The 13,455-nt window shown below is 44.3% G+C and carries 10 protein-coding genes; 1 reads left to right on the forward strand and 9 read right to left on the reverse strand.

The window, feature by feature from the left end; all coding sequences use genetic code 11:
* Positions 1–93: 93 nt before the first annotated feature.
* From A3EU_RS0109425 to folK, 8 genes are all read right to left on the reverse strand, one after another.
* Positions 94–444, reverse strand: coding sequence for a hypothetical protein (locus tag A3EU_RS0109425; RefSeq protein WP_020535904.1), 351 nt, complete (start codon positions 442–444; stop codon positions 94–96).
* A 37-nt stretch (positions 445–481) separates the two neighbouring features.
* Positions 482–2,068 carry a T9SS type A sorting domain-containing protein gene (locus tag A3EU_RS0109430; RefSeq protein WP_026211311.1) on the reverse strand — a complete coding sequence of 529 codons (1,587 nt, stop codon included), beginning with the start codon at positions 2,066–2,068 and terminating at the stop codon, positions 482–484.
* A 103-nt stretch (positions 2,069–2,171) separates the two neighbouring features.
* Positions 2,172–2,648, reverse strand: coding sequence for a Dps family protein (locus A3EU_RS0109435; protein WP_020535906.1), 477 nt, complete (start codon positions 2,646–2,648; stop codon positions 2,172–2,174).
* A 217-nt stretch (positions 2,649–2,865) separates the two neighbouring features.
* Positions 2,866–3,606: a hypothetical protein gene (locus A3EU_RS0109440; protein ID WP_020535907.1), complete on the reverse strand. Its 741-nt coding sequence runs from the start codon at positions 3,604–3,606 to the stop codon at positions 2,866–2,868.
* Positions 3,607–3,831: 225 nt separating this feature from the next.
* Positions 3,832–4,200, reverse strand: a complete 369-nt coding sequence (locus tag A3EU_RS0109445; protein ID WP_020535908.1) for a DUF2200 domain-containing protein — start codon at positions 4,198–4,200, stop codon at positions 3,832–3,834.
* Positions 4,201–4,211: 11 nt separating this feature from the next.
* Positions 4,212–4,913 (reverse strand): alpha/beta fold hydrolase, encoded by a 702-nt coding sequence (locus A3EU_RS0109450; protein WP_020535909.1) that lies wholly within the window; start codon positions 4,911–4,913, stop codon positions 4,212–4,214.
* A 53-nt stretch (positions 4,914–4,966) separates the two neighbouring features.
* A complete protein-coding gene (locus A3EU_RS0109455; protein WP_020535910.1) occupies positions 4,967–5,329 on the reverse strand; it encodes a VOC family protein in 363 nt (120 codons plus the stop codon).
* Between the two features lie 343 nt (positions 5,330–5,672).
* Positions 5,673–6,155: a 2-amino-4-hydroxy-6-hydroxymethyldihydropteridine diphosphokinase gene (gene folK / locus A3EU_RS0109465; RefSeq protein ID WP_020535912.1), complete on the reverse strand. Its 483-nt coding sequence runs from the start codon at positions 6,153–6,155 to the stop codon at positions 5,673–5,675.
* Positions 6,156–6,322: 167 nt separating this feature from the next.
* Here folK and A3EU_RS0109470 point away from each other — a divergent pair, with 167 nt between their 5' ends.
* Positions 6,323–11,107, forward strand: coding sequence for a T9SS type B sorting domain-containing protein (locus tag A3EU_RS0109470; RefSeq protein ID WP_020535913.1), 4,785 nt, complete (start codon positions 6,323–6,325; stop codon positions 11,105–11,107).
* A 226-nt stretch (positions 11,108–11,333) separates the two neighbouring features.
* On the opposite strand, the gene A3EU_RS0109475 is transcribed toward A3EU_RS0109470, so the two are convergent.
* Positions 11,334–13,412 carry an alpha-ketoacid dehydrogenase subunit alpha/beta gene (locus tag A3EU_RS0109475; protein ID WP_020535914.1) on the reverse strand — a complete coding sequence of 693 codons (2,079 nt, stop codon included), beginning with the start codon at positions 13,410–13,412 and terminating at the stop codon, positions 11,334–11,336.
* Positions 13,413–13,455: the final 43 nt, after the last annotated feature.

Below are 13,455 nucleotides of genomic sequence, written 5' to 3' on the forward strand. Positions count from 1 at the left end.
GTAAGGTTTATGGTTCTTGTATGGGGCGAGATTTATGTGAATAGCTGTTGCGCCGTGCTTCATTATTTGTTCCGCAACTGTTGGTCCCTCTTTTCAATGCCAGTCATTTCCACAATGTCTGCATTGTTTTGCTTTAGGAGTTCGTGCCAACTGTTCGCATTTAGGGCAATAATTTAGGAATACTTTGTCTTTCTGTTCTGAGAGAATTCGTTTAGCGACGATTATCTCGAAGTTGTCGTACCCATCTTTAAGCAAGTCCAATACATCTTGGTCTTGGGTTAGCCAACCTTTTTCTCGGTAGATTCTGGTCACTGAAGTAAGGTCAGTGTTATTTGCTGCATTGAGTTTAAACGTTGAAGACGTGTGTTTAACAGCCATTTTTTCTTTGTCTGTCAACAGAGATGAAAAATACTTGACGATGTATTTTGCTGTTTCTTTGTTCATCGATTTGGTGTTTACGGGGCTATTATTTTTTGTGGCCCTACTCCTTTACTAACTTTTTGGTCAATATCCCTTCCGATGTATTTACCTGAACGAGATAGACACCACTACTCAACCCTGCTAGGTCAAGGTTTAGTTCTTGCCTGTTGGAGTCGTTTGATTCCTTAAGGACAGCTTTGCTATTGATGTTGTAGATGGTAATGCTTTTTATGTTTTTACCAGTAATAGCGACCCTCGAAGTTGTGGGGTTGGGGTAAATGGCGATCTGTAATTTTTTTTCTGGTGACAGTTGCTGCGAGGATAAAATAATGCCATCAATGGTCATACTTTGAAACCAGATATTGAGTTTACCGTTTCTGGTATCGCCCCAAGTGGTGTTTATGATATCATCTTGCATTTTTATACACATGAAGTCATTTCCTGCACTTTCCAAGACGACATCAAAAGCAACGGTTTCATTGGTGATTTGAAAGTTTGGCGAGAAGTTTAAGGAATCTTTCGCTCTGTAGGTGGCCCAAACCTCTGATGCTGTTTGATAGCTACCATCTGTCCCATTTCTTCGGTCTCTCCAACTTACAACCAGGTCGCCATCATTATCAAAATCACCCCAAAGCATATCTTGCATTCTATTGTTTCCGATAGGAGCGTCATTCAATTTTAGGGGTACTGACCAATCGATACCCGCGTTGAAGGTTTCTATCATAAAGACATCTAAATTGCCATAGTCAGCTCCCAAAAACAGGTAGACCAAATGGTTGTCATCTGCCGGATCAGACAGCAAGAGGGGAGCTTTCTTGGCATTTGGGTAGTCCGTAGTAGTCGCAGGTTCTGCTTGGATTGGAATATTTTTATGGTTTAAAGTGTTCCCGCCGTCATCAGAGGATACGTGAAATATCTGTAAAGAAAGGCTTTGTGTCAACACAAAAGAAGGATATACACCATGAAAAATGCCAGCATTATTTACGGTCGGAGAACACATGGGGAAAGGGTTTAAGCTGCCTGCAAGCCAACCAATGGTATCCAGGTACCGGGTGGAAAACGTATTTCCTCCATCATTTGAAAAAGACAGGTATGGATTGAAACTGGGTGCTGTTCTGTTTAAATTAAAAGTGGTCAAGTAGATGGCTGTCGATTCACCGCTGGTAGATTGGTCGATCACCATCCATGGCCGATCTATAGGCCATTTATTGCCATCATAATCGGTATTAATGACCTCTTTCGGAGCACCCCACGATATTCCGCCATCCGTTGATTTACAGAGGTATACGCCACCCGTTACGGGTGGCGTTGTGCCAGTGAAGTCGATATAACTGATAAAGGCATCTCCATTAGCGTTGAAGGCAATACAGGGGTCAGCAGAACTGTAATTGGAAACTGTATGCGGAAGCTCCGTGACGGAAGTCCACGTTTGCCCACCGTCAAAACTTGTTTTGGTCTTGATCTTAAATTGATTAAAGATATCAATCCACCCCATCCAGGCAACGACCAAGTGCTGAGCATCATTAGGATCGATGGCTAAGTAGGGTTCTCCATCAAAAACATCGCCATTCGATAAGTTTTGGTTTTGCCCAATGACGAAAGCCTTAAACATTAGGATAGAGATAATTATTATTACTAGTTTCTTCATGTTTAAAGACTGTTAATGAGGTTGTTGACTTTAATCGAGTAGCTCATTGATTTGGGCGTTACACTAGAACGGCAAACAATGAGCTAAAGCGAAACGTATGAACCTACCTGCCGAGAAAAGCGGAGTACATCCAAACTAATTTTTCTTGAGCACGAATATAATCACTCATCAAAGCATTGGTGCCTTCATCGTTTGCTTCTTCTGAGATAGTTAGCAATTCTCGTTGCATTTTTATGATGACAGAAAAAGATTCTAAAATATTATTCACGGCCTTTATTCCGTCGGATACTTCTGAGCTCTCTTTGATTTGAGAAGCCTTCTTGTAGTCCGAATATTTATGGTTTGGGGAATGCCCAAGTGTTAATATCCTTTCTGCAACTTCATCGATTTTTAATAAAAGGTCATTGTACAGTTCCTCAAATTTCACGTGAAGTTCAAAGAATTTTTCGCCTTTAATATTCCAATGATAACCCCGTACATTTTGGTAGAAAATAGAATATTCTGCCAACAGCGTGTTGAGTTTATTAGCGAGGACTTTGGATTCAGACTTGGTTAATCCGATTGCATTTAACTTTTTCATCTTATGTGTTTTTTGATTCTCTGTACTTTAGGCATTCCGTATAGCGATCCCTTCGAGGTTACGCTGAGGGCGCGAAGCAGCCCGCGTCCTTCTACTGACTTTTGCTGATGCCGAAGGCATGCCTGTGGTAAAACAGCTTATGTAATTCAATAAATAATACGACTAAAATAGATGAAAAGTTCTATGCAGTATGTAATATAAATCACATAATATTTGATCATTTAATCTCTTCAATTCGCCCATGTATTTGGGTTAAAACATCGAATAAGGAATCAAAATTTGCAGAAGAATTTGTTAGGTGGGAGATGTATAGGCTGATCAAATTTTCGGCTTCCCTATTCTTGAGTAGCTGGGCCAAGGAACGGTACCCTTCCTCGTCAAGTATTGGTTGATCAAGGTAAATGTCAAGGTCAGCATACCTGGTGTTTTTTAAAAGGAATGGCTTTACCAGGTGTATTTGATAATCCCTTGTTGTTTCATCGGTAATGTTACATTGAGCTTTGTAGTAGTTGAAAAAAGTAATCAACTTATTCAACTGAGGGTCGTTGATCTCTGAGAGGTACCCCTTAGAAACAAATTCTTCAATGACGGGAAATTGAAAAGACAATGATTCTGACTCGGTTAAAAATCGTATTTTCTTTGATAATGATTCCAGCGAATCAGCTTGCCCATTTATGATGATACTTCGCGCAATCACTAAGCTGGGAATCATGGAATCTTTGGTGATTAAAGAATTCCCCTTGATAAATTCACCATTGGTGGTAATCTCTTCTTGTATTCTTTCAAAATACGTCTCAATCTCCAGGTTTGTTTGATGCGCTTGATTCCAGTTGTTCAAATAAACTGCAATCATCACACCGATAACAACAATGAGTATTTCGCCAATAGAATATTTGAAATAGCTCTTTATTTTTTTCTGGGCAACTGCTTTAAGTCTAAATTTTCTAAAAAGCTTCATTGGTAATAGTAGATGATTCCTTGACTAAAGTAGTTTCTTGATATTTTTTAGCTCCTTGATACGCTAAGAGCTTGTTTGGTAGGGCATAATTAGCCGAAAGTGAGCAAATTTCATTTCAGGTAAGGCAAATTTTGCAGTCGAATGCGGGCGATTCGACGAAAAATTTAACGCAGCATGAAATGAAATTTGCCACTTGGAGGCAATTGAGGTCCTACCAAACAAGCTCTAAACTACCCGCAAGATCTTCTCCATCTTTCGCCCTCTGGCCAGTTCTTCCACCAGTTTATCCAAATACCTTGTTTGCTTTGTTAATGGTGTTTCGATATCTTCTATCCGATAGCCACAGATGACACCTTTGATTAAATGGGCATTGGGGTTTAGGGTAGCATCCTCAAAGAATTTTTCAAAGGTTACCTGACTTTCAATCAGTTCTTCCAGCTTTTTTAAATCATAGCCAGTTAGCCATTCAATGACTTGATGTAATTCGTCTTTTGTCCTTCCCTTTTTCTCCACTTTTGTAACATAATGTGGATACACTGAAGAGAATTTCATTTGTGCTATGCGCTCATCGTGCTCGGGTGTAGTGATACTCATATTGGAGGGTTTTAATTTTTTATAAAATCAACGATTATTGAGCTAAGTATTTCATCGTCTATTTTTTCAATTGGATGTTGAAAATTTTCTATTATTCTTAAATTTCCATTGGGTAATACTTCTGCGCTTTCTTTTGACTCTTCGATGCTTACCATGTTGTCTTTACTCCCAATTCCAATGAGTATTTCATGCCTGATGTCTTCTAAGTTCTTCTCTGTTAATCTTTCTCCTTGTCCTAATCTCAACATCATACTAGCAGTCTTTTCTACCACTTCCTTCCAATCGTTTATGGTATGAATTGATGCCAATTTATTGGCGAAAGCGGGAACTTTCTCTTCAATTTTATCGGGGTTTAACATCCTTACTTCTTTCGCTGCGGTTGCTTCTGTCCAGGCGAACTTTGTCCCGAGGGTGATTATTTTCTCAACGAATGAGGGGTGTTTTTGGGCTACATTCAAACCAACATATCCACCCATACTGTAGCCGAAGATATGGATTTTGTTAATTTTTTTTGCACTCAAATACGCTATTACATTTTCAGTAAATAGACCCATTGTGAATTCCTCGCTAGATGCTCTTTCGCCATGTCCTTCAAAATCAAGATCATGCACTTGAAATTCAGAGGAGAGTTTTTCTTTCAAGCTTCGAAATTGATCTTTTGTGCCTAATGCCCCATGTAGTAAAAGTAAATGCTGATTCGTCTTGGTGCTCATGTCCTCGGTTTTAAAGCTTTTATTAAGAGTGTGTTGGGGAATTTCCTGACACGTTATAAACTCTCAACTATAAAAATGGCATTATTATTTAAATCGTAAAAGCCAAATTCGTTAGTTCCCCAATCCGTATTTAACCTCAATTTGCTAGGTTTTATGGTCCTCCTGTTCACAAATTCTTGAAATATTGGCTCAATATGCTGAACAAATATTCTAATAACGGAACCACCAAGCAATGGATCATCCTCGGTATCAGCGTGCCATTGCAAATGAATGGAGAAGGTTTCCCGTCTCAGTACGGCATACATTTTGTCTTTATGTATTAGCTGAAAGCCAACGTTTTTCTCATACCATTCAACATCACGATCAATGTCTTGACTTGGCAGTACGGGGGAGATTCCTAATAGTTCGATTTCCATGTTTTTACGCTTTAATTTCATCAAGCTGTTAGGTGTTCTTGTCCCCCTGATTTACTTCTTTTTTTATACCCTTGAGCTCTACAAAAACGCGAACCGAACAGGTGAGCGCGACAAGCGGAGCGCGTAGGGCCTAAGGATGGTAGGACTGCAAGGACGGACAGCCTGACGCCACCGTAGGTAGGTGGAGACCCATAAAGAAAATCGGAAGTGGGAATTCAGATATCGGAAATATTAGGCGTAATGCAGCGTCAAGATGACTAATTATCAATCAAACTACTTCCGACCTCCGATTTCCGACATTGAAAATCCTGATACTGACCATCAAACCATCAAACCATCAAACCTAATTCACCCTAACCACCACCCCCTCATCGTCGCATTCCAACAACAATTGGGCCACCGTTTTCCCTAGTAGTGGGTGTATCCAATTCGGCGCAATTTCTGCCACGGGTACCAGTACAAATCGTCGTTCTTGCATCCAGGGGTGGGGGAGCGTCAGTTTTGGCAATTTTATTACCTCACTGCCGTAGAAGATAAGGTCGATATCAATGAGGCGTTGATCCCACTTTCTGTGCCTCACCCGGCCGAGTTGCTGTTCTATACTTAGTACGGTTTTCAGGGCTTGCTGTGGCGACATACTGGTCCTGTAAAGACAAGCTTGGTTGAGGAAGTCTGGTTGGTCTTCAAGCCCCCATGCGCTGGTTTCGTAACAGGCAGAAACCTGGATTTCTTCCCCTAGCTGGGTTTGCAGGAGTTGACGCGCCTGGAGCAAGCTTTGGTTTCGCCAGCCTTGATTACTCCCTAGGTGGAGAAGGATATTTTGCATAAAAAAGGACTCGTTGAACGCCAAAGATAATGGCTATCAACAGAATAGTGGATGTAGGAACGCAAGTAAGCAGACAAAGGAAGGCAGAGAACATTTTTTTTGAGGCTAATTGTCTATCTTTGGTCGTATAACTTAATCAACCATCTGTCACAGACACTTTATCCTGTATGAAATATATTTTTACGCTTCTTTGTAGTGTCCTCTTTACCATCAGCGCTTTTGCTCAACCTGTCAATGATGATTGTGTAGATCTCATTGATCTGGGAACAGCACCTGCCTGTATTGGTGATATTTATACCAACGTCGACGCTACAGACAGTAACTCAGGCCCATTGGACAACCCCACCTGTTTCAATGGAGGGACAACCCAAAACGATGTTTTCTTCGGATTTATGGTCGACGCTGCCTTGGTCGACGTAACCATTACGGTCATCGGCACAGATCTAGGCCCTAACGGCGTGCCTATTACCAACCCTCAGTTTGCCCTCTATCGGGGTGGATGTGGAGGCTTGGCCGAATTGAACTGTATCAGCGCTAATGTTGGTGAAACCACCATTAGCCTTGATGTAATCGGCCTTACTCCCGGGATTCCCTATTTCATCAGGGTCAATGATTATTCCGGAACAGGAACACCTAACTGGGGGGATTTTACCCTCTGTATTGAAGAATACATCCCGGCCATTAATATGGGAGAGGATACACAGTCCAGCGCTTGTTCTGGTACTGTTTATGACTCTGGTGGCCCTGATGGTGACTATGGTAACAACGAAAACTTCACGTTTACCATTTGTCCTAATGACTTCACCCAGTGTGTTGCGCTAGATGTAGAGTCCTTTAATATTATCGGTGGTGATGCACTTAATGTTTATGAAGGCAGTACTACCGCCGCTCCTTTAATTGCCTCTATTACGGGCAATAGCAACGGCAATGAATTTGAAGTACAGTCTTCCAACTCATGTATGACGCTGGAGTTTGTTTCTGATGGTTTCAACTCCGCTGGTGGTTTTGTTGCCAACTGGCAATGTTCACCATTGGAATGTGCGGGATCTGAGTTTGACAACCCGGTAACAATTACGGAAATCCCGTTCAATAACCCTGCCCTCACTACTTGTGGGGAAGGCGCCAACTTTAATACCACTCCTTGTGGTACTATTCCTTTTTTGAACGGTCCTGAAACAGTGTTTTTGTATCAGTCGGAGGGAGGCATTTGTGCGTCGATCAATGTTACTGGCGCAGAACCAGGTACCGGTGTATTGGTACTTGACGGCTTGCCAGACGACCCTGGTACCGTTTGTGTTGCCCAAAGTGCAGCAGGAACGATCAGTAGCGCTAATTTCCAAACACCAGGCGATTACTACATTATTGTAGCCAACCCTTCTGGATGTACCGATTTCGGATTGAATATCGTAGAAGCCGATTGCGCGCTTTCCCCAGCTTTAGTGGATGCCCTTTGTAATCCGCTTAATGGCTGTATTGATGGTGATGATATCACCAGCGAGTTCATGTTTGAAGATGGTTTTCAGGATATTCCCAATACCCAAGGTGTCAACAATGGTTGTTGGGGTGGTGTAGGTGTAGAACCTGATTATTACTGGTTTACCATTGAGGCACAAGCTGATGGACCATTTGGTTTCATCCTGAGCAGTGCGAATATTCCTTCAGATATTGACTTTAACGTATGGGGGCCTTTCTCACCGGAAGAGGTTTGTGAAACACCTCAGAGTGTAATAGATTTTGTTACCAATAACCAACCTATCCGTAGTAGTTATGCTGGTGGTACAGAGCCTACCGGCCTTGCCGATGTTCACCCGCAGCTGGGATATGATATAGAAGATGAGTACGATTGTCAAGGAATCAACGATGATATAGTAATGACGATCCCTGCAATGGAAGGAGAAGTCTTCGTGGTATTGGCCAATGACTGGGGTAACCAAATTCAAAACGGAGGTATTCAAGTTGATTGGGGGCCTTCTGATCCTGATGTAATCGCACCCCTCACAGGAGGAATATCGGTAATAGGAGCAGATACTTCGGTGTGTATCGGCGAAACGGTGCAACTGGAAGTTATTACTGGTTTGGAAGTTATTGAGTGGATTGGCCCCAATGCAGGTGATTTATCTTGTACTAACTGTTTCGATCCAATAGCTACGCCTAGTGAGACCCAGGTTTATCAAGCTGTTGTTGATGCTGTTTGTTATGCAGATACCTTGGAAGTAACCGTTAATGTTTTTGACCTTGACGCAGGCCCAGATATCATTGTTTGTATCGGAGAAGAATTTGAAATTCCTGCCGGTCAGGATTTTGCAACAGCTACCTACTCCTGGTCACCTCCTCCTGGGTTGACCTTTAGCTGTACAGAGTGTCCTACCCCGATAGTGATTGCTGATACGCCAGGTGTTTATGATGTACCCGTTACGCTTAATGCCGAAGCTTGTAGCTTCATGGATTTTGTAACCATTACGGTACTTGACTTTACCGCCCCAGAATACACGATCGCAGACGATGAGCGTATCTGTGATGGAGAATTAAGGCAAATTGGCGGTGATTTTGTTGATGGCAATGTCTATGTATGGACGTCTGTACCCGCATCAACGGTTGAACAACTCGCCAACCCAGTTGTACAACCTGATGTAACAACGACTTACTTTCTTTCGGTAACAAACGGAGAATGCCCCACACCTTCGGTGGATAGTATTACCATTGAGGTTACTCCTTTACCGATCATTGATATTGCGGAAGAATCGATGGATGCTATTTGTTTGGGCGATGAGATTTCTCTATCGAACACCATTGTTGAAGATGATGTAAACTACAGCTGGTCTGGCCCTAACTTCATCGTTAGCCCCGACAGTAACATAACCGTCATTATACCAGCTGTTAGTGGCGATTTTGTACTCACAGGCGAGCGCCTGGGCTGTGAATCCACAGATATTATACCCGTCGAAGTGGTGGATATCTCCATAGATTTGAACGAACCCGATACTACCTTTATTTGTCAGGGGGAGTCGGTTCAGGTACAAGCTGCCGTCACGCCAACGGATGCTACTGTCGTATGGAACCCTGCTGATGTATCAGGCCCTGCACCGTTGCTGAGTCCGGATACCTATACGGTATACACCGCCACGGTAACGATTGGCAACTGTGTACGCAGTGATACTTTTGCTATCCAGGTAGATTCTCTTCCCGGAGACATGGCTATTATGGCCGACCCCATGGAAGATTCTTACTGTCAGGGCGAATTGGTAACGCTAAGTTCGCCAACTTATGACCCTGTTATGTATCCGGATATTACGCACGAGTGGATAGGCATTGGCCTGGAAACTTCCGATACCTTATTTAATATGGTGTTGACCACTGCAGATACCTTTACTTACCAGCGTATAACGGTTAATGGCGGCTGTGTGCAAGTTGATACCATTCTGTTGAATGTGATCAGTAACGATGCATTAGAGATTACACCAGCACAACCAGAAGTATGTGCTGGAGAAAGCATTCAGTTGACAGTAATGTCAACGACACTCGGCGAATTAGAATGGACACCAGGCGAAACCCTGAGTTGTGATGATTGCCCTAATCCACTAGCCAGCCCTACATCAACGACTACGTATACCGTAAGCTCGAGTATAGAAGGTTGTGCGATTGAACAAGGTGTGACCGTTATAGTGCCTCCCGCTCCGGTGATGAACGCACGGGGAGATATTACGCTATGTCCTGGTGAGTCTATTGACCTCAACCCCAATGGTGGTGGAGGCCAGGATGGTACCACTTATCAATGGACATCAGCGACCAATCCAAATGTAAGCACAGACGTTAACCCTATCGTTACTCCTGTAACTACAACGACTTACACCGGTACTGCCACCAATATTTGTGGTACGGCAACCGATGAAGTCACCGTCACAGTGGTTGACCCAGGCGTATTGCTAGATGTCAATGGCGGCATCGAAACCTTAGTCACTTGTCGTGGCTTCGAATTTGATCTGGTTGCCAATGTTGACAACAGCACCAACGGTACCGAAACACTTACCTGGTTGTATAATGGCGAGAGCCAAATTGGTGAAACAACTACTTGGGTTGCCAGTGAAAGCGGCATCGCAGAGTTTATTTACCAGTACGGAATTTCTGCAGACGAAGATTGTGCCGAGTTTAGAGACACCGTTATGATCGTTGTCAACGATGCGCCACAGTTAGTAGAGGTAAGGCCTGATACAACGATCTGTTTTGGTTTAGACCTTCCATTGACCTTATTCACCGGCGAAGTAGAACCAGGTGTTACTTACAGCTGGACAAGTACCGCAGGTGACGTATTTATGGAGGCAGACCCTGAAGTTCAACCAACAGCTACCACTACTTATACACTAGAGGCCAGCTTAGGAGAATGTGTGGCAACCGAAACCGTAACAATCACGGTTGTTGAGGAAGCTACTTTCGCTATTGATACAGATCTGAGTACTACCCTTATCACGGAAAATATGACTTCCGTAGATTTGATTGCAGCTATGCCTAATGAAAGTAACCCTGACGTGGTTTGGTCCTTTAGTGGCGTTACGATTGGTAATGGTTCCCCACTGGGATGGATGCCAAGTAGTGCACAGCAGGATTCTTTGCCTGGCTACGTTTTTGCATCCTTAGATACGGGCTGTCAGACCTTAGAAGATTCGATCCTTATTCAGAAGCTTCTTTTCGAGATGCCAAATATCTTCTCTCCTAATGGAGATGGTGACAATGATGTATTCAAGCCCTTCTTCCTTGGCGAAATGGAAGTGGTAGAACTAACGGTCTACAACCGTTGGGGGCAAGTCGTTTTCGAATCTAACGATCCTAATAACCCAGGATGGGAAGGTAAGAAAGACGATAAAGATGCTCCTTCCGAAGTATACATTTACACTGTGCGTGTAGGTGTGGGCGGAGAAATTGAGGAAAGAACCGGGCAGGTGACGCTGCTGAGGTAATCCTCCTGGTTTTATAAAATAAAAAGGGTGTAGCGATTTGTCGTTACACCCTTTTTTGTTGATTTGGGGCCATGCCATCTCCCGTCCCGACTTTTCTAGTCGGCACGGTATCGGCACCGGGCTGTCGGTCGCTACCGCTCCTGCCCATCCCATTGTCCTTGCGCCGTCCCGGCCCCGAGCTCCGGCCTATTGGCCTGCGCACTGGCTTTAGGCGCTTACTGTATGCCTAATACGCCAACAATCCAGCAATTTTATCTACCACTTTTTCAGTATTGGGAAGCATCGTTGCTTCTAAGGTACTGTTGAGGGGAATTGCTGGCATATTTACGGAGCCCATTGTCATCACTGGTGCGTCCAACTGCTCAAAGCAATGTTCCTGAATACGGGCAGCAATACTTTGGGCGAAGGTATTATTGACAGGCTCTTCGGTCAATACGAGAATCTTGCTGTGGCGGCGTGCCGCCGCATAGATATACTCCTCGTCCAGGGGAGCTAAGGTCCGCAGGTCTACAATTTCTACCTGGCCGGGGAATTTTTTTGCAGCATTTAAAGCCCAATGAACACCCATGCCGTAGGTAACTACAACGACAGAGTTGCCTTTTTCAAGTGCGACATCATCAGCTTTTAATGGTGAAGCTGCTTTCCCAAACGGAAGGATATAATCAGCGGCAGGTTCAACTGTACGAGCTGCTTCTGTACCAGGGACTTTCGACCAGTAGAGGCCTTTGTGTTCCAGCATCACTACTGGGTTGGGGTCGTAGTAAGCGGCTTTCATCAAGCCTTTGAGGTCTGCACCATTACTGGGGTAGGCAATCTTGATACCACGTATATTGGTCAATACCGATTCTACACTAGAGCTGTGGTAAGGGCCACCACTGCCATAGGCACCAATAGGCACCCGCAGTACCATACTTACTGGCCACTTACCATTAGAAAGGTAACAGGATCGACTGACTTCTGTAAAGAGCTGGTTAAGGCCCGGCCAGATATAATCGGCAAACTGGACTTCTACAAAAGGCTTTAGGCCCACAGCAGACATACCAACGGTGCTGCCTACGATGAATGCTTCTTGAATTGGTGTATTGAAGACGCGTTCGTCGCCAAATTTCTGCGCGAGGGTAGCCGCTTCGCGGAAGACTCCACCCAAGCGAGCGCCTACATCCTGGCCATACAATAGGCATTCAGGGTGTTCTTTCATCAACTCTTCGACGGCGTGCAAGGCGCTATCGACCATTACCGTAGGGCTGCTTTCTGTGGGTTGCCGTTCGCCACGTTCTTCTTCAATAGAGGTAGGCGCAAAATCGTGGGTGTAAAGATCTTCGGGGCGAGGGTCTTCCGCGGCCTTTGCGCGTTCAAAATCAGCAGTAACCAGTGCCATTGCTTCCTGCTCAATCTTGTTGATTGTTTTTTCGGTAACACGAGCGTCAAGTAAATACTGCCGCAGCTTGGGGTAAGGGTCTCGTGTTTGCTGTTCTTCAAGATCGTCACGGTACCACTCTTTGCGTACGCCACTGGTGTGGTGATTCAGCAAAGGAACAGAAGCATGGACAAGAAAAGGGCGTCGCTCCGTACGGACAGTCTTGATAACTTGTTCCAGCGCAAGGTAACTTTCTGCAAAGTTACTGCCATCCACTCGCACTACTTCCAGGCCATGGAAGCCCGCAGCATAATCGGCGGCATCCTGGGCCCGGGTTTCTTCCGCATTGGCGGAAATATCCCACCCATTGTCCTGCACCAGGTAGATAATAGGCAGCTGCCGTAGGGCGGCCATCTGAAAAGCCTCTGCAACCTCTCCTTCCGTAACACTGGCATCACCGAGGGAACAGACGGCTATCGGAGCGGTATTCTTTTTCCACTTTTGTAAATTTGTCTGCTCCTGGTATTGAAAACCCAAGGCTACGCCAGTCATGGGGATTGCTTGCATTCCTGTAGCGGAAGACTGGTGGGGGATTTTAGGGAAACCTTCCCGCCGTAGGCTGGGATGAGAATAATAGCTACGCCCCCCGGAAAAAGGGTCGTCCCGCTTTGCCATCAACTGTAGCATGAGTTCGTAAGGTTCCATACCGATGCCCAAAAGCATCGCATCGTCACGGTAGTAAGGACCTAGATAGTCCTGCTCCTTTAACTGTAAGCCCATTGCCAGCTGTATAGCTTCATGCCCACGACTGGTAGCGTGTACATATTTAGAGACGAACTTGAAGTTGTCTTCATAAAGCTCGGTCAGCGATTTGGCAATGGCCATCTTGCGAAAGGCTTCTTTTAAATCTTTGGTTTTGATAGTGGTGGAAGTCTTTGGTTGGACCATGGTTAAGGAAAATATGCTTGGTTAGGAACAGCACAAAAATGAA

It is taken from the genome of Lewinella cohaerens DSM 23179, from assembly GCF_000379805.1.
In the GTDB taxonomy this organism is placed as follows: domain Bacteria; phylum Bacteroidota; class Bacteroidia; order Chitinophagales; family Saprospiraceae; genus Lewinella; species Lewinella cohaerens.

Coding starts and splice junctions, on each gene's coding strand:
- A3EU_RS0109425 (WP_020535904.1), bottom strand. CDS start 444: ATGAACAAAGAAACAGCAAAATACATCGTCAAGTATTTTTCATCTCTG.
- A3EU_RS0109430 (WP_026211311.1), bottom strand. CDS start 2,068: ATGAAGAAACTAGTAATAATAATTATCTCTATCCTAATGTTTAAGGCT.
- A3EU_RS0109435 (WP_020535906.1), bottom strand. CDS start 2,648: ATGAAAAAGTTAAATGCAATCGGATTAACCAAGTCTGAATCCAAAGTC.
- A3EU_RS0109440 (WP_020535907.1), bottom strand. CDS start 3,606: ATGAAGCTTTTTAGAAAATTTAGACTTAAAGCAGTTGCCCAGAAAAAA.
- A3EU_RS0109445 (WP_020535908.1), bottom strand. CDS start 4,200: ATGAGTATCACTACACCCGAGCACGATGAGCGCATAGCACAAATGAAA.
- A3EU_RS0109450 (WP_020535909.1), bottom strand. CDS start 4,913: ATGAGCACCAAGACGAATCAGCATTTACTTTTACTACATGGGGCATTA.
- A3EU_RS0109455 (WP_020535910.1), bottom strand. CDS start 5,329: ATGGAAATCGAACTATTAGGAATCTCCCCCGTACTGCCAAGTCAAGAC.
- folK (WP_020535912.1), bottom strand. CDS start 6,155: ATGCAAAATATCCTTCTCCACCTAGGGAGTAATCAAGGCTGGCGAAAC.
- A3EU_RS0109470 (WP_020535913.1), top strand. CDS start 6,323: ATGAAATATATTTTTACGCTTCTTTGTAGTGTCCTCTTTACCATCAGC.
- A3EU_RS0109475 (WP_020535914.1), bottom strand. CDS start 13,412: ATGGTCCAACCAAAGACTTCCACCACTATCAAAACCAAAGATTTAAAA.